The organism is Nocardia vaccinii NBRC 15922, assembly GCF_001613305.1.
GTDB lineage: Bacteria > Actinomycetota > Actinomycetes > Mycobacteriales > Mycobacteriaceae > Nocardia > Nocardia vaccinii.
In genome coordinates this window covers 83,897-104,300 of sequence record NZ_BDCC01000050.1, presented here as the reverse complement: position 1 = coordinate 104,300, position 20,404 = coordinate 83,897, and the positions used below count along the sequence as shown (strand labels likewise).

The following is a 20,404-nucleotide window of genomic DNA, read 5'->3' as shown; positions in this document are numbered from 1 at the left end:
CGACGGTGCTGGCGGATTACGACGGCGCCGCCGAACTCGAACGGGGCCTCGACATCCTGCTCACCGGCCTGGCCACGGACTCGTCCGAGGGTGGCGCTTCCCAGCAACGATGACCTCGAAAGACATACGTCAACGGCGTAACTCTACGATGTAGACAGGCTGGATTGCCGAAGCTACGCTGAGGTGATAGCCGGTGCATGCGTCGAACGGTCGGCCGACTCGGCTGCCGTGGCCGAACCGCACATCCGGGGACGGGAATCTTTCCGATGACCCAGAACAAGATCGCGCACCGAATCCGGACTTCCAAGGAAGGCCTCGGGAGAAGCCTCCGCAACGTCGGTACCCGGGCCCCCACCGAAGGCCGGGTCGGGGGCCATGGCCCCTTCGACTGGCTGGAGCACAATCTGAGGGGCGTGTTCAAGCGCTGATATGGCCATTACACAGGTCGCTGTCTACGCACATTTGAGCACGGCCGACATCGAGGCGCTGGGACATGAGCTCGACGCAATCCGCCAGGACATCGAGGATCAGCGCGGAACGCGGGATGCGAACTACATCCGCCGCACCATCACATTCCAGCGCACTCTGGACGCCGCAGCCCGACTGACGATCGCGGTGAGCCGCGGCAGACTCGGGTGGATTCTGGGGGTTACCGGCTTGGCGGTGGCCAAGAGTGTCGAGAACATGGAGATCGGCCACAACGTCTGCCACGGTCAATGGGACTGGATGAACGATCCGGAAATCCATTCCACCACCTGGGAATGGGATATGGCGGGCCTGTCGTCGCAGTGGCGTCATGGCCACAACTATCGCCACCATGTGTTCACCAACGTCCTCGGCTTCGACGACGATGTCGGCTTCGGCGTGATGCGCGTGACGCGCGACCAGCGCTGGCGTCCGTACATGCTGGTGCAGCCGTTGCAGAATCTGGTGTTGGCGGCCACGTTCGAATGGGGCATCGCCATCCACGGTCTGGACGCCGCATGGGCCCGCGCGACCTCCACAGCGGAGAAACTCAGCCAGGCTCGCGCGTTGATCCGGAAGATCGCCCGGCAGGCCGGCAAGGACTACCTGCTATTCCCGATACTGAGCGGCCGACGGTGGCGACGCACCCTGATGGCGAACCTGGCGGCGAACATGCTCCGCAACCTCTGGGCCTATCTGGTGATCTTCTGCGGACATTTCCCCGACGGCGCCGAGAAATTCACCGCCACGGTGATCGAAGACGAGACCGCGCCCGAGTGGTATCTGCGGCAGATGCTGGGCACCGCGAACTTCGACGCCGGGCCGGTGCTGGCCTTCCTGAGCGGAAACCTGTGCTACCAGATCGAGCACCATCTGTTTCCCGACCTCCCCAGCAACCGCTATGCCGAAATCGCCGGACGGGTGCGGGCGCTGTGCGACAAGTACGACCTGCCCTATACGAGCGGCCCGTTACTGCGCCAATATCTGCTCACGCTGCGTACCATCCACAAACTGGCTCTTCCCGACCGCTTCCTGACCGCCACCTGCGACGACGCCCCCGAAACCGCATCAGAACGAAAGTTCAACGGCCACAACTTATCCCATGCCGATGAAGCGGACCGGTCACCCCGGCGACGCGGCCTGCGCACAGCGCTGCGCGTGCTGGCGGCTCCGAAGCAGGGGCGTTGGCAATGATTCGACAGCAGAGCCGACTCGGCATCGAGCCACCCCGAGTTCGCGCATCACGAGCGCGGCTGAATGTTCACCCACTGGAAGCCGGGTATGCCGACAGTAGGTGGTGGCCCCACAGCGCCTACCCCACCGGCGCGGACACGAATTTACCTTTGGCCGATCGCGGACGGCCGACACCCGAGAACACCCCGACCGCACCAGCAGAGCCGCCGCGCTGCGGCGACGGCGGATGAATTCGGCCCTCGCGCCGAGACGGGAGCATCGATCATGACCTCACAGCAGCCCCGATACGCTCCGACCAATTCCGCACATTCGCTTCGGCTGCTGGTCGACACCCAACCACCACACACCGGATGGGTCGACGGAGCATGGTGGCCGCACGGCCATGACCTCACCGCCGAGTTGCCGGCACTGCTCACGGTGCTGGCGGCCCGGCTCGGCCTCGTACACCGCGTGATCTACCACCTCGGCGATTGGGATCACGCACCGGACAGATTCACCGTCGGTGCCAGCTGGGTACGGCTCGGCGGCTACTACCGCAAACCGCCGCACACCCTCGACGTTGTCGGTCTCGCCGGTGCCAGGATCGCGCTACTGATCATCCCGCCGCGCACCACTATCGACTCCGCGCGCGTCACGATGACCGCCGCGGCCGCCAGGGGCAATGCATCCACCGTCACCGATCTGCTCAGGGCCGTGCGCAACGCCCCGGACGACGTTCCGACATGACCGCTGGACCTGCGCCAGCGGTGGCGAGCGCGCGGCCGCGAGCGCCACGGTTGGTGCTGCGCGAAGAAGACACCGCCACCGGATCAATCGACGGTGCCTGGTGGCCGCGAACCGGGGACCCGACGGTAGGTGTCCAGTATTCCGTCCAGGTATCCGCTGTGGCCCTCACCGAGGATCTCGGCCTCGGTCATGGCCGCCGCCAGGGTTGTCGCGGTGGCTAACTGACAGCCGCAATGGGTGCCTTCTGGGAGAGTAGTTCGAACTCGATCGGGGTGCGGTAGCCCAGGGACGAGTGGCGGCGTTGGCGGTTGTAGAAGATCTCGATGTAGGCATGGCGGATGATCGCGAGCTCGGTTTCGAATTCTCGTATCCGGCGGCGAGCCCCACGCAATTCCGCCGACTCCGCCGCCGGTTTACCGGGACGTAGTCCGTGGTCGATGTCATCCTGGCGCAACCATTTCGACGACGTGACCGGATGGATGCCCAGCTCGACCGCTGTCTGCTTGGCGGGTTCGCCTGCCCGGACCAGAGCGATCGCCCGGGTCCGTAACTCGGTGCGATAGGCGCGTGGCACGCGGGTCAGCCTTTCGGTAAGGCTGTCAGTTAACAACCTGAGTTGGAACCCAACCGGTGGGGCAGGTCACAGTGTCACCCACCCCTGCAGCAGCCCCGAATCCACCGCGCCGAGTCAGTGAGTACGGTTGCGGGGTTGGTCTGGCCGCTGGTGCGGTTCTCGGTCCAGGATCCTGTCCTTGCCTGTGGAGCAGGATGGGGTTTATTCGGTGGGTTCGGGTTGTGGGTGTGGTGCGATGGGGGTGACGAGGTAGTGGCGGCCGGGGATCGGGTCGGGCCGGTACCGGACGGCTGGATCGGAGATGACGAGGCGGTCGCGTGGGCAGGCGATGAGGGTGATGGGGCCTGATTTGGCGGTTTGCATGTTCTGTCTCCGGGCGGGGTTATTCACCGAGGTGGGTGATGGGGCCGAATTGTCGTTCGTAGTTGTTCATGCTGTCGTTGAGTGTCTGCATGAGCCGGAAGATCAGCGCGGGTGGGAACTTCACCCGGGAGGTGACCTGCACCGGTTGTCGCATCGCCGCTTGGCCGGTCTCGTTCACCCCGCCGGGTTCGCTGGGGAGATAGACCAGGAAATCGAGAGTGAAGTCCGTGCGGTTGTACCAGCAGGTGAACCCGTTGGCATACACCCCGGCACCGACTATCTCCGGCACGATGACCTCGACATGGACATCGGGTTCGTCTGCGGGAGGCGGAACTGGGGCGCTCACCGCGGATCCCCCATACGGCAGGCTTGGCGAACCGGCCATACCAGGTATCGGGTATGGCCGGTCGCCAGCGCTGCGATCACTGCGTCATCCTCGCCGGGTCAGCGGCCCTGTTGGAGGCGGGCCTGCTGGCGGATCTGGTGGAGTTGCATCTCCCACTGCCCGGCTCGGTCCTGGGCCCGACTGGCCTGGTCCTCGGCTTGCTGCGCCAGTTGGGTGGCCTGGTCGGCTTGATCCTGGGCGCTGCCGGCCCGCTGCTGGGACTGGTTGGCTTCACCTTGAGCCTGCTGGGCCTGGCTTTGGGCCCGGTCGGCTTCGCTCTGGGCTTGCTGGGCCTGGTTGGTGGCCAGGATCGCCTGCTGACGGGCCTGCTGGGCCTGCTGGTTGGCTTGGTTGGCGTCCTGCTGCGCATGCTGGGCCTGATGCTGCACCTGCCGGGCCTGTGCCTGCGCCTGGCGCGCGAGACCCGCTGCCTGCATCGCGTACTGGCGGGCGTTCTGCGTCTCTTGCCGGGCCTCGTCCAGCCGCAGCCGGAGCATTTCCACTTCTGCCTCTACGTCGATTTCCCGGCCTTGGGTCGTCGTACCGCTGCTTTCCTGTACTGCCATGGTCGAACTTCCTTCCAACGATGAGTGTGTGGATTGACACGGAGGTTGGTGCTGGAAGAACTGGCGTGCCGAAGCCATTCTCATCGAAGCACTACCAATGCGCAGCAACCGTGTCGCAACCGTTAGGAAATATTGGCGTAACGGGCGCACCTGGTCTCGGCCAGGCATTTGCGCAGACGCGGAGCGTGTTCCCCAGTTACCTGCCGATGCGCGCTTGGCTCGATGGCGAAGAAGATCACGACACCCTCCCGGCAGCGCCGACGAGGTGTTCGTCCAGCGCGCCCATACCGACTGAGCCACCGAGACGCTTCACCTTCGGGATGGCGTCACCGAAATGTTCACACCGCAGGATGTCCACTCTCGACCGCGACCCGCGCGCCCCCGGCCACGATCTCATCTGCCTGGACTGTGCCCTGGCGCCCCCGCGAACCCCGTGACAGACGCCGGACATCGGGCGGATATACCACAATCGGTTGGGAGAGAGCAGGTTCTGACATCGCGGCGGTGGGTTGGCCCTTAAAGTTGAACGAGCCGTGATCGACCGTTTCCTTCGAGCGAGTGGAGATCAGCGTGTTGGATACCGCGGAAGCCGCGACTGCGTACGTGATCGCCGAGCTGGAGGCCAAGGGCACGGCCACCCGCGAGGATTTCGACGTCGCCGCTATCGTCGCCGCCTCACACGCCACCAGCGAGAGCTGGGACTTCCGAGCGATCGGCCGCACCATGTTCGGGTGCCTCGCCGCCGGCAATCTCAAGCTCCAGGCATAAAACCGCCCGGGGGTTGCCGAACGCGGGTTACCGGGTCAGCGTTATCGCTCGGGCCCTTCCGATGCCCGGTGGCTGACCGGGACCGGTGTCGAGGATACCCAGGACCCAGCGGTCCTTGCTGCGGGTCTTGGCCTGATACAGCTCGCGGTCCGCAGCCTCGAGCAAGGCTACGGCGTCGGTGTCCGACGCGGTCGCGATGATCGCCCCGATACTGGCCGACACCCGCAACCTGCGCTCGTCCACGGTGACCGGGTAGGCCAGCGCCGAGAGCATCCGGTCCGGCAACCGCGGCCACGCGCCCGTCGTCGACCGGCGGTGCAAGCAGGGCCACGAATTCATCACCACCGATGCGAGCAAGCGTGCAGTCCAGCCCGGCCAGTATCGCGCGGTCGAGGTGAACACCCCACGCGACCGTAACGGCAGTTTCGAACCGAAGATCGTTCCGAAGCATGCGCGCCGGCTGGCCGGGTTCAACGAGCAGATCCTGTCACTGTATGCCCGCGGGATGTCGGTGCGCGATATCCGCTCTCACCTGCAGCAGATGTATGGGGTCGAGGTGTCCGGGGACGTGACCTCCCGGGTCACCGACGCGGTGACCGAGGAGATCACGATCTGAGGAGAACCGTCCTCTGGATCCGGTGGCCGATCGTCTATATCGATGCGCTGTGGGTGAAGATCCGGGCTTTGTCGCACTCTTCCTGATGCTCAGTTCTGTTGTAGCAGTGTGCGTTTGCGAAGCAGGTCGAGTTGGCTCGGCCGAACATCTGTCGTTTGAGCATGATGCGGTTGACGTGTCCTTCGACGGGACCGGAACTGTAGAGCAGGGTGCGGCCGTTGCGGACGGCGTCGATGTCGCGGCGGAGGTTGCAGGCGAAGGAGGCGACCGCGGTCAGGGTGTCCTTTTCGACCGTGCTGATCCAGGAGTCGAGGCGGTGGCCCTCGAGTCGGGTCATCATGACTGCGAAGTCTTCGACGTGGCGGGTGAGCCGGTTCAGGTCCTTGCTGGTCTTGTGGATCGTGGCCAGGGGGGTGGAGTGTTTCGGTTCGAGATTGTCCGGATCGGTCATGATCCAGCGGGTGATGTCGCGGACCGAGGGTGGCCGTGGTGGAGGCACGGTGATTTGGCTTGTGCTGGTGCGGAATCGCCGCAGGTAGCGTGTTGCGTCCCTTCCACTCCGGACCGACAGGACCGGCCACCACACGCCCGCTGGCATCCCGCACGACCCCGGAAAGCTTGTCCTGCACGTATTCACGCAGCCGTTCGTTGTCGACCAGTTTGGCGGTCTTGGGGCGCCTGGCACGGCGTTCGGCATGCCACTGCGCTGTCGAGGCTTTGTAGTCCAGCCAGTACGAACGGGTCGAGGCGTTGCGACGCAGCTCCCGCGAGATCGTCGACGGACTACGACCGAGCCGGCGAGCTATCTCACGGACCCCCGCGCCTTGGGCACGCCACAACGCGATGTCCTCCCGCTCCGATGACGAGAGATACCGGCCCGAAACAGTCTGGGACAAACGAGAATTCACGCCGCCAGCATGCCGGAACCAGCGGAAACCGACCGGCGAGGACACCCCCGCCTGGACCGCTGCGTCCTCGGTCATCACCCCACGCGCGATCGCCGCCCAGAACCGGACCCGATCCTCACGCCACGCCACCGTCGGACGGCCGGGTGACGGGATCTGCCCCCGACTCACGAACTTTCTTCCGGCCAGGACCAATGCCCACAACCACCTCCACGATCAGAGGTGTTGCGACGACCAGTTGAATCCGGCACTACACCAGCTACGATTTCGGCAAGAAGCTGAGGAGGATGGACCTTCGAAAATCCATCGGCCGTACCCGAGTATGCTGGGAAAACTGCATGGCGGAATCTTTCTTCGACGCCCTGAAGAATGAGTGGCTACACCGCATGACATTCCTCACCCGCAGCCAGGCACGGCGCGCAGTTGTAAAAGACCTCGAGACAACTTACAAGCAGAAACGAATCCACTCGGGGATAAACTACAAGACCCCGACACAGGTTCATGTCGATTATCTGAATCGGCAGGCAGCAGCATGAAACAACCCTTCAGGACACTGTCCGGAATCCGCCGAGTCCGTCACATTGAGCTGAACCCTTCTCTCCAAAGCCGGGATTCGGACAATCAGGCAGTTCAGAGAATGGTCGATCCTGCCAGGGCGATGGGTTTGGGCCGACTTGAAAGACCTCGGATGGGTGACAGACCCACTTCCGAACCTGGACCCGATCAAACCGAACGCCACTCTCGCCGTGCTCAAGCTTTTCCGGGCGCTATCATCCTTCGACCATCGGGGATCACATCCGCTGGTGAACAGTAGCCGAACCTGCCCTAGCCTGCGACGATCAGGCCGCAACCTGCTCAGCCAGCTCCGCTCTGGACGCTCCACACCCGGCGGGCGCTGCCCCTCTGCCGGCGCCCGCCCCCTCCAACGCAGAAATACCATCTGCAATCTCTCGAGAACGAACCCTCGGGCGCGGCGCCCCGAGCCAATCACGCACACCCGACAGCCCCGCCCCTAATCGAGTGAATGGGGTGAATCTGACTTCCTATAGACGAATCATGCTTCAATCGTCAGCGTTCCCCACGAAAACCGCTGTTCAGCGCCGGTCCCATCCCTATAGCGCCCTGCCGGGGGCACCAGCCTGCGACACCGTTTCCGCAGGCCAACGCGCTCCGCCACGTCGCAGGCACAAAACGGCTTCAGCGTTTTCGCAGGTCACACGTCGCTGGTTCGCACTCTCGGGGGTTGCTCACAGCTGACACCACAGGTCACACGCCGACCGAAAAATAGCCACGCGCGGTGCGCACCGAATATGGCCGATCACAGCCTACATTTCCGAGTACTCACTCAATGCCGCTCGACACGCGCCCGGCCGGAGCGCATTCTTATGCCGATCGATCACATTGCAGTACAGTAAGGTCGGCCTTTCCGGAGGACCGGAGGCTTCGTCTCGGCCAGGCATCGTCACAATAGGATCTCTAGCCTCTATGGCCCTCGATCGAAACTGCGATGATGAGGCTCGCAAGACCGAACATGTTGGGGTTACATGGAAAACGACCGTGATACCGGCTTCGTGCCCAGGGGAGGGCACGGCGGGATCGCGCGGTTGCAGTCGAAGACTGAGGCGCGACTTGGTCTGCTGGCTGCGGGGATGCGTGAGTACGCGATCTTCGTGCTCGATGCGGCTGGCCGTGTGGAGAGCTGGGATGACGGGGCAGAACTCATCACGGGCTATCGCGGCGAGGAGATCATCGGGAAACATATCTCGGTGTTTGCCCCGGCGGAACCCGGCACTGCCGGCCACGCGGACTGGCAGCTGGCTCAGGCCGCCGAGTTCGGCAGGCATGTGGACGAGGGCTGGTGCCTGCGCCGCGACGGCACCCGGTTCTGGGCCCATGTCGTGATCACTGCGCAGAAGTCGCTGGAGGGCAGGGTCCGTGGTTTCATCCAGGTCACCCGTGATGAAGCCGAAGCCGGCATCCGGCAGCAGCGGTCGAGTCGGCGGTTCACCGACCTGTTCGACCTCGTCCCGGCCGGTATTGCGTTGTTCGACGAAGCCGGCAAAGTACTGGACGCCAACGAGGCGCTGTGTAGCCTGCTGGGCTACCGGCTGCCTGAACTCAACGCCATGCCCGCCGCAGGCCTGCTGCATCCGGACGATCGTGGCCAGAGCCTCATCGCGGATGCGGCATCAGCGGAGGCGACGTTGAACCGATCCCGGGTGCATCAGCGGACGCTGCGGCGCTCGGATGGCCAGCCGGTGCCCTGCGATGTGCACAGCACGGCGTCGGTGGACGACGACGGAAGCCGATTCTGGGTGATGGTGTTCCAAGACATCACCGACCGTTTGCGGCAGACCGAAACATTGCGCTTCCAGGCCACCCACGACGATCTGACCGGGCTGCTCAACCGCTCCGGCCTCAACGAGCTGCTCGGCAGCCTACTGCACGGTGGCGCTGCACGGGTCGCCGTGCTGTTCTGCGACATCGACAACTTCAAACGGGTCAACGATGCGCTGGGCCACGACGGCGGCGACGAACTGCTGAAGGCGCTGGCATGGCGCCTGGCGAACGGGTTGCCGCCAGGCTGCACCCCGGCCCGGCTCTCGGGTGACGAGTATCTGATCATCTGTCCAGATGTTGACGCCGTCGGCGGCCTGGAGCCCTTCACGACCTGGGTGGCGGGACTGCTGTCCACGACCGTGCCCGTGCGCGGGCGGCCGGTGGTCGTGTCGGCTTCGGTCGGCGCCGCGATGCTCGACCAGCACACCGTCGGCTCGGATCTGCTGCGTTACGCCGACGCGGCGATGTTCCATGCGAAAAGCCTGGGACCCGGCCGCGTGTCGCTGGCCACCCCCGCCCTGATCGCCACTGTGGAGGCACAACTCGGCCTGGAAGAGCAACTGCACGCGGCAATAGACACCGACTCCCTCGTCCTGCACTACCAACCGATCATGACTCGCGACCATTCCGTCGCGATGGCCGAGGCGCTGGTGCGCTGGCCGCATCCCGAACGCGGCCTACTCTCACCAGAGGTGATCCTGCGTGTGGCCGAGCAAGGGAACATGCTGCGCGCATTGGACCTCTGGGTGCTGCGCACCGCCTTACACGAGGCATCCAGCTGGCCCGCGTCGGACGGGCACCCCGTGGCCATCGCGGTCAACCTGTCCGATCTGCTGCCCCACGATCCTGAATTCGTCGACACGATCACCGCGGCCATCACCGAATGTGGCATCGATTCGCACCGGTTGGTCCTGGAAATGGTAGAAACATCCCTGGTCGAACTGCCCACAAGGTCCCGGGAAGCCATGGTCGAGCTGGCCGAACGTGGCGTGCGCTTCGCCCTGGACGACTTCGGCACCGGCTATTCCTCGCTGGCCCGTCTCAAAGACCTACCTACACAGATCATCAAACTGGACCGCCAGTTCGTCGCCGGCGTGGAAACCGATGCCGGCGACCTCGCCATCGCCCAAGCCATGACCGGCATCGGCCGCGCGATGGGACGCAGCTGTGTCGCCGAAGGCGTCGAAACCACCGGCCAGTTCCAGGCCCTCGACCGACTCGGAATCGACCTCTACCAGGGCTGGCTGTTCTCCTACCCACTCCCAGCCAACCGGCTCCGCGCCTTCCTCGAAAACCCACGGGGATAGAACACACCAGCACACACCGTATGCGGAATGCGGACCCGCTTCGGTGCGACCGCGATCAGCTCGCTGCCAGCTGCAGGCACTGTGTCTGCATGGCCGCACCGCCGTCGCTACCGCCACCTGCGGGTACCAGCAGACACCGCGCCCGAACAAGCCACCACCCGGATGCGGTGGGCGACCGGACAGCCTCTCTCGAACGACCGATACCCCAGGCAAGCGCAGCACGAACATACGCGAAGTGGACGACTGCCTTCAGCGCCCGGAGCGGCAGATGCCGGAAGTGAGTGAAAAGGACTACCTGGAACCGATGCGCGATCTCGCCGCGCTCCGCAGAACACGAGCCGCCACAACCGATCCCGCGATCCACCGCCGACTCGACCACACCATCGAGGAACACGACGGGGAGATACGCAAGCGGGATCGACACGGACACTGACCGTTTCCTCTGCGCACCGCACAGCACTACTCGACGAAAACACCAACCAACCTCGGCAGAGGTAACAATCATTCAGCATTCCAGCAAACGCTGGTCACGCCGATTCCATCCTTATCGGCCTCCGCCGGGGCACTGTCAACACGGAAACGATCGACGGACCGCGTACGCCCGTTACAGCCCTATGTTGGATACGAACCGACGATGACCAGACGTTTCCCGGTTGCCCATGTTTTACGTGTCCTGCCGGGGGCGCTGGTCCGGGGCCGCTTCTTACCGACGGTCCCGACCCTGTACCCGTAAACGTCGTGAGTCGACGAAGCTCACGCCGTCGTTGCCGGGATGGGGTCCTTCCGGCGCTGCTTCCGCACCCGGCGTTATGTTCCGAAGACTGCGGAATTCCGTTGCGAGGCAGAGAAATGGACTCGTTCCGCCACGGTTGCGGTGGTGATCGACACTGAGCGAGTACGGACCGGAAAGGTCCGGCTCTCGTTCGATCAGACCATGGGAGACACCATGACGGATTCGGTCATCCAGCTACCCACCGCTGGAGAAACAGTCCTCGAGACCTACGAGCGGATCGCTCGGCGCGGACCGCTGGTTCCAGTCCAGCTGACCGGCGGTGTCGCGGCCTGGACAGCGGTGAGCTATCAAGCCGTGAGCGAAGTGCTCGCGGGCGACGGCACCGTTTTCAGCAAGAACGCTCAGAAGTGTCCGGCCCTGCACGACGGCACCATTCCCGCCGATTGGCCGATGCGCGCGTTCACCGACATCGACCATATGTTGAACAAAGACGGCGAAGACCATCGACGGCTACGCAGGACGATCAGCGCCGCGTTCACGCCCGCCCGGGTCGCCGCGCTCGAGCCGCAGATTCAACGGATCGCCGTGGAACTCATCGACGGCTTCGCCGACGAGCAGGGCGAAGTGGATCTCATTCAGCGTTTCACGCTTCCGTTTCCGGTGCGGGTGATCTGCGAACTGTACGGGGTCCAGGACGCGGATCAGTCGCGGTTGCGCGATTGGGCTGCCATCCTCATGTCGCACACCAGCACCGCTGAGCAGATGCAGGCGGCCATGGGAGAGATGCTGGCGTTCCTGGGAGATTTCCTCGAGGCCAAACGGCGCGAACCGGGCGACGACCTGACTTCGGCCATGCTGGCGGCCAACACCGACAACCTCACCACCGACGATATGGTCAACATGTTGTGGCTGGTGATCATGGCCGGACACGAGACAACCGTGCACCTGCTGGCCAACGCGATCACCGCGCTGAGCGACAATCCCGAACAACTGGACAAGGCGCTGACCGAGGACCGCTGGGCGGATGTGGTGGAGGAGGCGCTGCGCTACCGGTCGCCGGTGTACAGCGCCAATCTCCGGTACGCGCAGCAGGATGTCACGATCGCGGGTGTCGACCTGCCGAGGGGGGCCATCGTCATCTGGAACGGCAACGTCGGACGGGACCCGGAACATTATCCGAAGGCCGATGTTTTCGATATCGATCATGACCACCGTGGTCAGCTGGCCTTCGGGCGTGGCCCGCACGTCTGCCTGGGTGCTCCGCTGGCCCGGCTGGAGGCGCGTATCGCGTTGTCGGCCCTGTTCAACCGCTTCCCGCTGCTGCGCCTGGCACAGGAGTCGGCACTGCTTGCGATCAGTCCGCAGATCATGACCGCGGGCCCACTCGCCTTGCCGGTGCGGCTGTATCCGGCTGACTGACCGGCGGCGCCGGCCGGCCGGGCACCTCGGCGAGCCGGCGCTTACGGAATTCTCGTGGTGTTTCGCCGTATCGCACCTTGAACGCGGCCGAGAACCAGGTGACAGTGAATCCGCTGCGCACTGCGATCTCACCGATAGTCATTGTCGTATCCAGGTTTTCGAGCAAATCGCGCGCGACGCGCAGTGATTCGTCCTGGCGCACTTCACGATACGTGGTCCCGGCTTGCTGCAGGGCAATGCGTAACTGTCGTGGCGACCAGCCGAGCGCCTGCGCCACCGCAGGCATCCGCAGGTCCGCGATTCCGACATTGGCGCGCACGTACCGGCGCACGGTCTCGGCAATCTCCGCCAGATGGGCCGATCGCAGGCCGTTATCGCCCACGGCCATCATGCACACCAGTTCGGTGATCCGATCGCAGACCGCGTTGAATTGACGGCTGGTGAGCCGCGAGCGTTCGGCCTGCAGGTCGCGGATCATGCCGTGCACAATCCGGCCCAGACCGGAGCTCAGATCGAAATGCGGCCGCCGCGTTCCGATCGGCGAGATCGCGTGGTCGACATCGGTGCGCGGGATCTGCATGGCATAGGCCATCGAGCCCGGCACCCGCAGCCGACAGGCTCGGTCCAATCCCAGCAGCAGCGCCTGCCCCGGTGCGATGCTATTGATTTCGTCGTCATCACCGACGGAGAACCCACCGCGTTCCGGGACGACCAGCCAGTAGAAGTCCTCGGCAGGCACCCGGCGAATATGCGAGGGCGTGCGGAAAGCGACACGGTCGCCCGGTTGATCCCAGCGCAGCAGGCTGTAGGTAGCCGACCATTGCATGATCAGATCGACCTGCCACTGATCCCGGTCCCGGTATCGGTGATCCATCGGGACGATACTGTTGGCCAGCTCGGTCCACTCGACGGCACCGGTCACATGCCATTCGTCGTAGTTCAATGCGAAACCCCGATCGGCTCAGCAGATTCGGATGAACACGGATACTGCGCTGATTATTTTGCCCGACACCCGGATTCACGCATTACCGGTGCTGGAACGACGTGTTTCCGTCCTGGCAGAGCCAATCGGCGAACAACAGCCCGGAGTCGGCAGCGGAGAACGCCGCCGAAGTCTTGGCAGCCAATCCATTTGCCGCCTCGGCGCAGCCAGCCGATCGGCGCTCAGCGGCAACAGCGCTCGCGCCGGCGACGGGCGTTCCATGGCGACGGTCGAAGCCAGCACAGCCTCGCCGTGTCAGCGACCGCGGTCAGCCGCGACAGCTGGTCAGGGAACCCGCGATGTCGGTATACGAGCCGATGGCACCCTGTTCGCGGAACAGGGTGCGAAGCTCCAGCGACGGACCGAACGCTGTTGGCCGTCAGCCGTCAAATATGGTCGACCAAACCCTTCGCGCCTTCGGACAACGCGCAGTGCGCGCAGCAGAAGAAGCGCCCGTCCGCCTCCACACCGTGGCCGATGATCCGGCACTGACAGTGCTCGCAGATAGGTGCCAGCCTATGAATGGCGCATTCGAAGCAGTCGAATACGTGCCGGGCGCCCTGCGCCTCGACCGTGAATGCCATCGAGTACTCGTTGCCGCAAACCTCACATTGGGCCATTCAGCAATGATATGCGCCAGCTACCGCTCCGCGATCGAAAACGACGTGCCCGTTCACGATTCTCGTCGGATACCGGCCGGACCGGGGAGTAATATCACGACGTCCGAAACCGACAGAAACTCTCGCCTTCCCATAAAGCGCCACCGCCCAGATTCTGTCGTCATCGGCAGTTGCCCCGCGGCGCGCACCAGATTGTCGAACGGCGCTTGGCTCTCATGCGTTGCGCTTTCGCTGCGCACCACAGCAACTGTCACAACCTCGCTGAAAGCTACCTGTGGGCAAACTCGCTTCCTGTCCGCTCGCAACTGGTCGGCCGGTACGGTCCCCGGTATGAGCAAGGTGGTCGTGAAGCTGTCCCTTTCACCATCGGTCAGCGCAGAGCCCTTCCCCGGCCCGACTGCCTCGTTTTGATCCACATTTCGAGATCGAACCCCTGCCTGGCCGCTTCGGCGAGGTAGGCCGCTTCCGTGTCGTGGTCGATGTGCGGTTCGCGGGCCAGAAGCCACAGGTTCTTGTGATCGGGCGTACCGACGAGGGAAACCGTGTAAGCGCCATCGATCTTCAGCACCCAATAGTCACCTTTCGTGAACGGGATCCACCGCAGGAATTTCGGCAGGAACGAAACCTGCAACCGTCCCGCTCGGCCGTGCACCAGCGTTGCACGGCCGATCGACTGCGACGGCGCGCCATTCTTGTCGATGCACCGGTTGTCGACACGCACACTTCCGCCGTCCTCTGGCGTGTATTCGGCGGTGACGTCCGCGGCGGCGTCCTCCCATTTGAACGGGAGCCTGCCGATCTCATACCACAGGCCGCTGTAGCGGTCGAGGTCGAAAGATCCTACGGAAGTGACAGCGGACTGTTGATTCATCGTGACCTTCTCCTGTCAGCAATCCACCGATCGCCCCCCAGGGAGGGGCAGCGCGACTAATCATCACCTCGCTTTGCGTCGTCCTGCTTTTTCAGCGTCTCGCTCGCGCTGCGGACGACCTTCCGGATGAACTCGTATTGCGTCTCGACGAGCTTGTCCGCCATATCCAGGGCGGCATCGACAATGGCATTGCGTCTCGACGGATGGTCGTCGCCGTGCGCCGGCATCGACTCGTCGACGGCACCGACGAACTTGCGCACGGCATCGATCGCGGTCCGCTGTCCGGACTCGACCGACTCGAGCACATCGTCGGACAGCCCTGCTACTCGTTCCGTCAGGTCTGACACTCGTCCCGACCCCGTCTTCTTCTCGGTAGTCTCCACCACGATCACTCCTCGACCGGTTGTTGAATGGCTCGCATCAAGATTGCGCTCAGACCTCGGGGTTCTATAGGGCCGATGGTCCTGGCCGGTCCCGATGATCACGGCACGGCCTGGCCGCGCCCGCGCCACATCCGAGCGCTCGGGTCAGACTTGCGGCCGCCAGGTGGCCACCGCCCAGATCACCACGATGTCCAGGGCGATGACCAGAATCGACCACAGCGGGTAGTACGGCAGCCACAGGAAGTTCCCCAGCAGCGACAGCGCCGCGATGATGATCGCCGTGACCCTGGCCCACGTCGCGCCGGTCATCAGACCCAATGCGCTCAAAATCAGCAGGATGCCGAGCACGATGTGGATCCATCCCCACGCGGTGATGTTGAATTCGTAGGTGTAGTTCACCCCGACCACGAACAGGTTGTCCTTCACCGCCGCCGAAATGCCCTGAAGCAGCGACAGCAGACCGACGGTGAGCAGCAGGATCGCCGCGCCGAACGATGCGCCCGCCGCCACCCCCTGCCGTACCGGATGGTTTCCCCGCGAGGTTGTCATATCCGACTCCTTTCGTGCACGGACTGTGCGACGACGGTTCCGCATCCGGCGCGAATTCACCTCACCCACCGGGGGTGAGCGCACCCGTGACATCCGGCGAGCGAACTCACCCCGAGCGGATGACGTGCCGTCACGATCGGCGAGCGAATCTGGATGCCGACAATGTCCGGGTCGGCCCGCGACGAGACGCATCAGCCCACGAGAAGGTGAGGGTGCATGGCGACTGCCGTTCGGTACCGGTTCGTCATCGAGGGCGATCTGTCCGAACGCGCACAGGCCGCCTTCCCCGAACTGACGCGCAGCGACCGCTCCACGCCGGGCACCACCACCCTGTACGGCACCGTGCCGGACAGCACCGCGCTCCGCAGCGTACTGGCCCGCATCGACACACTCGGCCTCACTCTGCTGGAGATGTCCCGCCTGCCGGACTGACGCCTCGGCCGCCCACCGCGAACGAGCGACCCGCGCCGCCGCCGAACGCCGTATCGCCGACCAGCGCGCTCACCCAGCGCAGGAGTCTCCGTGTGTGCCTCGCCCTTTCGAGATGAATTCGATCCGGTCAAGAGATCAGCTACCCCCTCGTATCCAGCAAATCGCTGGTATACGTTCGAATCCAGACAGATCAGACCCTCGACAGCGGCTCGGACGGACAAGCTCACGGAGGCGTTATGGTCGCACCCGAACTATCCCCTCTGCTCACCAGTGGAAACCGGTACCGCTCGACCAATGCGGCGGCTTCGGCGCACACACCGCCGATCCTGTCGTTCACCCCGCTGCGGATGACTGACGCACAGGCTCGGATGAACCAGGCCAGACAAGCGGCCAACGGCCACACGATACTGATGTGCGCCCCGGCGGGAACCGGCAAGACCGTCCTGGCGGCCGACTGGGTCCGGCGACAGCTCTCCCCGGCCGCTCTCGCGTGGGTCGGCCTCGCGGAACTCGGCGAAACCCAACTGTGGCCCGCCGTCGCCGCGGCCCTGGGCCTGCCGTCGAGCACCGGCGGCGGCTCCGTCCCGGACACGCCGAACGACGAGGCCGCGGCACTGGTATCCGCGATCGGTGACGCGGCCACCGATACGGTGCTGGTCCTCGACGACGCTCACCTGATCACCGATCCGCTGGCGCTTTCGGGCCTGGAATACTTCCTCGAACACGCCCCGCCCACGCTGACCATCGTCGTCGTCGGCCGCTACGAACCACCCGTTCGGTGGCACACCCTGCAGATGACAGGTCGGCTGACCCGCATCGGCGCCCGCGACCTCGACTTCGACATCGAGCACACCGCGGCGCTGCTGGCCCAGCACGACTGCCGGCTCACCGAATCCGAGCTGGCCGCCTTCCACGAACTCACCCGCGGCTGGGCGGGCCTGGTCCGAATCGGCGCGATCCACCTGGCCTCGCACACCCGCGACCGCGCCACCGCGCTCGCCGCGCTCGAACACGGTTCCCACGCGGTGGCGGATTTCCTGGTCGGTGAGCTGTTGTCGGCGCTGAAACCCGAGATGCTGGATTTCCTGCTCGCCACCGCCATACCGGACTCCTTCTCGGTGGATCTGGCCGAAACGCTGGCGGGGCGAACCGCGGCCCGAACACTGGAATCGCTGTTGCGCGGCAACTTTCCGCTCGAGGCGGCCGCCCGGCGCGGCAGCCTCTGGTACACATACCACCCGATGCTGCGCACCCATCTCCTCGCGGAGATCGCGCGGACCGAGCCGGACCGCGCCCCCGCACTGCACGATGCCTGTGCGCGCTGGTTCATCGCCGCCGGGATGCTGCCCGAAGCGCTGGACCACCTGCTGGCCACGCCGGATTGCCACGGGCTGACCGAATTCGTCCGCGATCACGGCCCTCGCATGGTGTTCGACGGCGACGGCGCGGCGCTGTTCCGCCAACTCGATCACCTCGGCACGGCGACCGACGCCTTCGTCGTATTGCTGCGTACCGCCGAGGCGATCGAACGGGGCGACCTGGTCCATGCCGCGGCGCTCGGCGACCTGGTCCGACAGCTCCCGCTCCCGGACTCCGTGTTCGCCACGCCCGAACTGCTCCGGCTGCTGGCCGATGCGGTCGGATCCGACGTCGACATCGCGACCGGTCGGCTCACCGAGACCACGCCGCGCGGCCTGCCCACACCGACGGGGCATCCGGAGCTGGACTGCTATATCGCCTTGCAAGCGGCCAGCACTCACCTGTTCGGTCCGCACCCGCGCGACAAAGGCGAATCGGAGTTGCGGCACGTCCTCGCACTGGCCGAGCACGCCCGACTGGACCGGCTGACGATGCACGCCCTGACCCGGCTCGCCGTCGCGGCCGGACTGGGCGGATCGCTCACGCTGATGCGCGAACGATCCCTGCAAGCGGTCGCCTTCGCCGAGAGCCACCATCTCCAGGAGAGCACGGCGCTGACGCACGCGCGAACCATGGTCGCGCTCATCGCATATCTGCAAGCCGACGAACCGAATCTGCCCGCCGAGCAGATCGCCCCGCTCACCCGCCGGATGGACGGCTCCATCGCCCCGGCGCCGGGTCGGCACGCCCAGGTCCTGGCGTTGCTGTTGAACTCGGATTCCGCCGCCGATCGGCACACTCTCGCCGACACGATGCGCACCGATATGCACACCCTGCTCGAGCAGACCCCACTCGTCGCCACCACCGGCGGATTGCTGATCCAGGTCACCTGGGCGCTGTTGCGCGTCCGCTGGCCCGATACCGCGCAACGACTCCTCGACCGAGCGGTCGCCACACTGGGCCGCATCCCCGAGACGATTCTCGCCCAGGCCGCCCTCGCCGAAACCAAGCACTGCTCATCGGTCACCCTCGAACTGGTCACTCCACTGCTCGGCCAGGACGACCGGCTGCACCCGATCCCGGCGATCCAGGCGTGGCTGTTGTACGCCTCGGCCTGCCACCGGCTCGACCGGCACGTCGCGGTCTACGACGCGCTACACCGTGCCGCCACGATCGCGTACGCCGACCGGCTGATCCGGCCCTTCCTGGACGTACCCGGCACCATCGAACTGCTCGACCAGTACACGGGCCGGTTCGGCTACCTCGACGACTTCGTCGACACCATCCGACGCCACCGCCGCGCCGACGCCACCCTGCACGCCCCACATCTGACCGACGCCGAGGTCGCGGTCCTGCGTCAGCTTCCCTCCGGTATGACCACCAACGACATCGCCGGCGACATGGGCGTGTCGGTCAACACCGTCAAAACCCATTTGCGCGGGATCTATCACAAACTCGGCGTCCGCACCCGCGCCGACGCCATCACCCGAGGTCGCGCCCTGGGCGCCATCTGACCGACGCGGGCCCCGCCGGAACCGATTCGGCGCTCAGCTGCCGATGCCGTCCAGCCGCATCACCATCGGCCCGAACAGCTCCGGTTCCGGGACGGGCGTAATGGCCTCGACCTCCCGGCGCGTCCGGTTGGCGAGATGCGACCGGGTCAGGAGCATCGTCGACGCGGACCGGTAGGTGACGACCCCCGCGGTGGCGATGGTCACCCCGACGAGGTCCTGCGCCAGCACGAGATCGTCGGCGGGAAGGGCGAACAGGGAGATCGTGACAACGGGCGGGCGACCGGCATCTGCGGTGCGCAGCGAGCCGGTGACGAATGCCGGGCACCCCGACAACAGCATGATCGCGGTGGCGAAATCGGCCGGAGCGGTGCCGGGTGTGCGGACCCCGGCCGCCGCGGCGGCCACCGCGCTGCCCAGTGTCGGATGCCCGGCAGGCCAGTGCGGCGGTTGAATCCGATTCCATCGCCGCAGCGCCGGGCAGGTATCCGGCTCGGTGCGGCCGAGCCAGCGGCGCCGACCGCACGCGAGTACGCGGCCGACTCGGGATTGCAGACGTGCCGTGTCGTCGATGACAGCTCGAAACTGGACCTTCTCACAGGAGACGAATGAGCGTCCTGCCGTCATCGCCATGTCCGGGTGCGTCTGGGTCATGTCGCCCTCCGGCGGTTCATTCGAATTCCGTTGCCCCGCAACGAAGTCCCCGCACGCATCCGCGGCGTTTTCGGATGCCGCGATCTACGCCGGGCGACGGCGAACGCGAGGCACGCGACGACGATCAGCACAACGCCGGTCGCCACGGTCGCCACCAGCAGGGCGGCACCCACGGCGGCGCCGTTGTGCTGCCGGAGCAGGATCGCCGCGCCCACCGGACCAACCGATACGAGCGCCGGAATCAGCAGAATCAGGCCGACGGTCAGCGGAAACACCGCAGAATCTGTCCCGACCACCCCGCTGTCCCCGCGTCCCGGATTGTGCCGCTCCCACCTGCCAGGATGAGGTTTCTCGCTCATCGGAATCTCCATACGTGCCGACCGATCTCGATGACCGCTGACGGAAGCTCTCGGAGCACGAGTCTGCACCCGCCGGTCACGAACCCGACTCACCCGACCGGGATGATCTCCGTCCGGCGAAACCACTGTCACCGAACGGGCGCGCCGCGCCGGGTCGACCTCGACGATGCCGACGGGCCGGCCGTCGGGGCGTAGCACGCGACCTCCGCGCCGTAGAGAGGTACCAGCGGCGACGCGTCTCCAGCGCGAACCACCTCACCGGTCGCGAGTGAACCGCCCGGATGCCCTGCCGTACCGGGTGTTCGCGTATCGGCGAACCCGCG

21 protein-coding genes and 3 pseudogenes are annotated in these 20,404 nt (G+C 65.3%); 11 read left to right on the top strand and 13 right to left on the bottom strand.

Features of this window, described 5'->3' with window-relative positions; all coding sequences use genetic code 11:
• Positions 1–429: 429 nt before the first annotated feature.
• Positions 430–1,659 carry a fatty acid desaturase family protein gene (locus tag NV1_RS28410; protein ID WP_067897987.1) on the top strand — a complete coding sequence of 410 codons (1,230 nt, stop codon included), beginning with the start codon at positions 430–432 and terminating at the stop codon, positions 1,657–1,659.
• A 264-nt stretch (positions 1,660–1,923) separates the two neighbouring features.
• Positions 1,924–2,385, top strand: coding sequence for a DUF5994 family protein (locus NV1_RS28405; protein ID WP_067897984.1), 462 nt, complete (start codon positions 1,924–1,926; stop codon positions 2,383–2,385).
• Between the two features lie 379 nt (positions 2,386–2,764).
• Here NV1_RS28405 and NV1_RS28400 read toward each other — a convergent pair.
• From NV1_RS28400 to NV1_RS28395, 3 genes and pseudogenes are all read right to left on the bottom strand, one after another.
• Positions 2,765–2,959 (bottom strand): annotated as a pseudogene (locus NV1_RS28400) (transposase); the annotation flags it as partial.
• 201 nt (positions 2,960–3,160) lie between these two features.
• Positions 3,161–3,322 carry a hypothetical protein gene (locus NV1_RS45190; RefSeq protein ID WP_218027226.1) on the bottom strand — a complete coding sequence of 54 codons (162 nt, stop codon included), beginning with the start codon at positions 3,320–3,322 and terminating at the stop codon, positions 3,161–3,163.
• A gap of 19 nt (positions 3,323–3,341) precedes the next feature.
• Positions 3,342–3,668 (bottom strand): DUF3467 domain-containing protein, encoded by a 327-nt coding sequence (locus NV1_RS28395; RefSeq protein ID WP_169813422.1) that lies wholly within the window; start codon positions 3,666–3,668, stop codon positions 3,342–3,344.
• A 53-nt stretch (positions 3,669–3,721) separates the two neighbouring features.
• Here NV1_RS28395 and NV1_RS43895 point away from each other — a divergent pair, with 53 nt between their 5' ends.
• Positions 3,722–4,297 carry a hypothetical protein gene (locus NV1_RS43895; RefSeq protein ID WP_157117423.1) on the top strand — a complete coding sequence of 192 codons (576 nt, stop codon included), beginning with the start codon at positions 3,722–3,724 and terminating at the stop codon, positions 4,295–4,297.
• Between the two features lie 534 nt (positions 4,298–4,831).
• Complete coding sequence (locus tag NV1_RS28380; RefSeq protein WP_245713969.1) at positions 4,832–5,041, top strand: hypothetical protein; 210 nt, start codon at positions 4,832–4,834, stop codon at positions 5,039–5,041.
• Positions 5,042–5,068: 27 nt separating this feature from the next.
• On the opposite strand, the gene NV1_RS28375 is transcribed toward NV1_RS28380, so the two are convergent.
• A complete protein-coding gene (locus tag NV1_RS28375) occupies positions 5,069–5,314 on the bottom strand; it encodes a diguanylate cyclase domain-containing protein (RefSeq protein WP_373864664.1) in 246 nt (81 codons plus the stop codon).
• Positions 5,315–5,429: 115 nt separating this feature from the next.
• Here NV1_RS28375 and NV1_RS28370 point away from each other — a divergent pair.
• Positions 5,430–5,722, top strand: a pseudogene (locus tag NV1_RS28370) (transposase); the annotation flags it as partial.
• On the opposite strand, the gene NV1_RS44670 reads toward NV1_RS28370, so the two are convergent.
• Positions 5,692–6,108 carry a transposase gene (locus NV1_RS44670; RefSeq protein ID WP_067897966.1) on the bottom strand — a complete coding sequence of 139 codons (417 nt, stop codon included), beginning with the start codon at positions 6,106–6,108 and terminating at the stop codon, positions 5,692–5,694. The pseudogene NV1_RS28370 and the gene NV1_RS44670 sit on opposite strands and share 31 nt — an antisense overlap.
• Before the next feature lie 91 nt (positions 6,109–6,199).
• A pseudogene (locus NV1_RS42525) lies at positions 6,200–6,766 on the bottom strand (helix-turn-helix domain-containing protein); the annotation flags it as partial.
• A gap of 83 nt (positions 6,767–6,849) precedes the next feature.
• Between NV1_RS42525 and NV1_RS42520 the strand changes: the two are divergent.
• From NV1_RS42520 to NV1_RS28350, 4 genes are all read left to right on the top strand, one after another.
• Positions 6,850–7,098: an integrase core domain-containing protein gene (locus tag NV1_RS42520; protein ID WP_084525855.1), complete on the top strand. Its 249-nt coding sequence runs from the start codon at positions 6,850–6,852 to the stop codon at positions 7,096–7,098.
• Between the two features lie 1,068 nt (positions 7,099–8,166).
• A complete protein-coding gene (locus NV1_RS28360; RefSeq protein WP_218027225.1) occupies positions 8,167–10,209 on the top strand; it encodes a putative bifunctional diguanylate cyclase/phosphodiesterase in 2,043 nt (680 codons plus the stop codon).
• A gap of 268 nt (positions 10,210–10,477) precedes the next feature.
• Positions 10,478–10,642 carry a hypothetical protein gene (locus NV1_RS28355; RefSeq protein WP_157117421.1) on the top strand — a complete coding sequence of 55 codons (165 nt, stop codon included), beginning with the start codon at positions 10,478–10,480 and terminating at the stop codon, positions 10,640–10,642.
• Between the two features lie 444 nt (positions 10,643–11,086).
• Positions 11,087–12,361, top strand: a complete 1,275-nt coding sequence (locus tag NV1_RS28350) for a cytochrome P450 family protein (RefSeq protein ID WP_169813421.1) — start codon at positions 11,087–11,089, stop codon at positions 12,359–12,361.
• On the opposite strand, the gene NV1_RS28345 is transcribed toward NV1_RS28350, so the two are convergent.
• From NV1_RS28345 to NV1_RS28325, 5 genes are all read right to left on the bottom strand, one after another.
• Positions 12,309–13,304 carry a helix-turn-helix transcriptional regulator gene (locus tag NV1_RS28345; protein WP_067897953.1) on the bottom strand — a complete coding sequence of 332 codons (996 nt, stop codon included), beginning with the start codon at positions 13,302–13,304 and terminating at the stop codon, positions 12,309–12,311. The two genes, NV1_RS28350 and NV1_RS28345, sit on opposite strands and share 53 nt — an antisense overlap.
• A gap of 425 nt (positions 13,305–13,729) precedes the next feature.
• The gene (locus tag NV1_RS28340; protein ID WP_067897948.1) at positions 13,730–13,963 is read right to left on the bottom strand and encodes a metallothionein; all 234 of its coding nucleotides are present in this window, start codon (positions 13,961–13,963) and stop codon (positions 13,730–13,732) included.
• 370 nt (positions 13,964–14,333) lie between these two features.
• Entirely contained in the window at positions 14,334–14,834 is a 501-nt protein-coding gene (locus NV1_RS28335) for a lipocalin family protein (RefSeq protein WP_067897946.1), read from the bottom strand.
• 56 nt (positions 14,835–14,890) lie between these two features.
• Complete coding sequence (locus tag NV1_RS28330) at positions 14,891–15,220, bottom strand: hypothetical protein (protein WP_067898020.1); 330 nt, start codon at positions 15,218–15,220, stop codon at positions 14,891–14,893.
• A 141-nt stretch (positions 15,221–15,361) separates the two neighbouring features.
• On the bottom strand, positions 15,362–15,766 hold the full coding sequence (locus tag NV1_RS28325) for a DUF7144 family membrane protein (protein WP_067897943.1): 405 nt from the start codon (positions 15,764–15,766) through the stop codon (positions 15,362–15,364).
• A gap of 216 nt (positions 15,767–15,982) precedes the next feature.
• On the opposite strand from NV1_RS28325, the gene NV1_RS28320 reads away from it, so the two are divergent.
• Together NV1_RS28320 and NV1_RS28315 are read left to right on the top strand one after the other, a co-directional pair.
• Positions 15,983–16,198 (top strand): DUF8691 family protein, encoded by a 216-nt coding sequence (locus NV1_RS28320; RefSeq protein ID WP_067897941.1) that lies wholly within the window; start codon positions 15,983–15,985, stop codon positions 16,196–16,198.
• Positions 16,199–16,434: 236 nt separating this feature from the next.
• Complete coding sequence (locus tag NV1_RS28315) at positions 16,435–19,071, top strand: winged helix-turn-helix domain-containing protein (RefSeq protein ID WP_067897938.1); 2,637 nt, start codon at positions 16,435–16,437, stop codon at positions 19,069–19,071.
• 33 nt (positions 19,072–19,104) lie between these two features.
• Here the strand turns inward: NV1_RS28315 and NV1_RS28310 are convergent, their stop codons facing one another.
• Both NV1_RS28310 and NV1_RS28305 read right to left on the bottom strand, forming a co-directional pair.
• A complete protein-coding gene (locus NV1_RS28310; protein WP_067897935.1) occupies positions 19,105–19,722 on the bottom strand; it encodes a hypothetical protein in 618 nt (205 codons plus the stop codon).
• Positions 19,719–20,081, bottom strand: coding sequence for a hypothetical protein (locus tag NV1_RS28305; protein WP_157117420.1), 363 nt, complete (start codon positions 20,079–20,081; stop codon positions 19,719–19,721). Before NV1_RS28305 ends, NV1_RS28310 begins: the two co-directional genes overlap by 4 nt.
• Between the last annotated feature and the right edge of the window lie 323 nt (positions 20,082–20,404).

Bases quoted from the DNA above. Each gene is read 5' to 3' on its own strand.
- NV1_RS43895 (WP_157117423.1), top strand. From the start codon at position 3,722: ATGGCCGGTCGCCAGCGCTGCGATCACTGCGTCATCCTCGCCGGGTCA.
- NV1_RS45190 (WP_218027226.1), bottom strand. From the start codon at position 3,322: ATGCAAACCGCCAAATCAGGCCCCATCACCCTCATCGCCTGCCCACGC.
- NV1_RS44670 (WP_067897966.1), bottom strand. From the start codon at position 6,108: ATGACCGATCCGGACAATCTCGAACCGAAACACTCCACCCCCCTGGCC.
- NV1_RS28410 (WP_067897987.1), top strand. From the start codon at position 430: ATGGCCATTACACAGGTCGCTGTCTACGCACATTTGAGCACGGCCGAC.
- NV1_RS28325 (WP_067897943.1), bottom strand. From the start codon at position 15,766: ATGACAACCTCGCGGGGAAACCATCCGGTACGGCAGGGGGTGGCGGCG.
- NV1_RS28340 (WP_067897948.1), bottom strand. From the start codon at position 13,963: ATGGCCCAATGTGAGGTTTGCGGCAACGAGTACTCGATGGCATTCACG.
- NV1_RS42520 (WP_084525855.1), top strand. From the start codon at position 6,850: ATGGACCTTCGAAAATCCATCGGCCGTACCCGAGTATGCTGGGAAAAC.
- NV1_RS28335 (WP_067897946.1), bottom strand. From the start codon at position 14,834: ATGAATCAACAGTCCGCTGTCACTTCCGTAGGATCTTTCGACCTCGAC.
- NV1_RS28405 (WP_067897984.1), top strand. From the start codon at position 1,924: ATGACCTCACAGCAGCCCCGATACGCTCCGACCAATTCCGCACATTCG.
- NV1_RS28375 (WP_373864664.1), bottom strand. From the start codon at position 5,314: ATGCTCTCGGCGCTGGCCTACCCGGTCACCGTGGACGAGCGCAGGTTG.
- NV1_RS28355 (WP_157117421.1), top strand. From the start codon at position 10,478: ATGCCGGAAGTGAGTGAAAAGGACTACCTGGAACCGATGCGCGATCTC.
- NV1_RS28315 (WP_067897938.1), top strand. From the start codon at position 16,435: ATGGTCGCACCCGAACTATCCCCTCTGCTCACCAGTGGAAACCGGTAC.
- NV1_RS28305 (WP_157117420.1), bottom strand. From the start codon at position 20,081: ATGAGCGAGAAACCTCATCCTGGCAGGTGGGAGCGGCACAATCCGGGA.
- NV1_RS28310 (WP_067897935.1), bottom strand. From the start codon at position 19,722: ATGACCCAGACGCACCCGGACATGGCGATGACGGCAGGACGCTCATTC.
- NV1_RS28320 (WP_067897941.1), top strand. From the start codon at position 15,983: ATGGCGACTGCCGTTCGGTACCGGTTCGTCATCGAGGGCGATCTGTCC.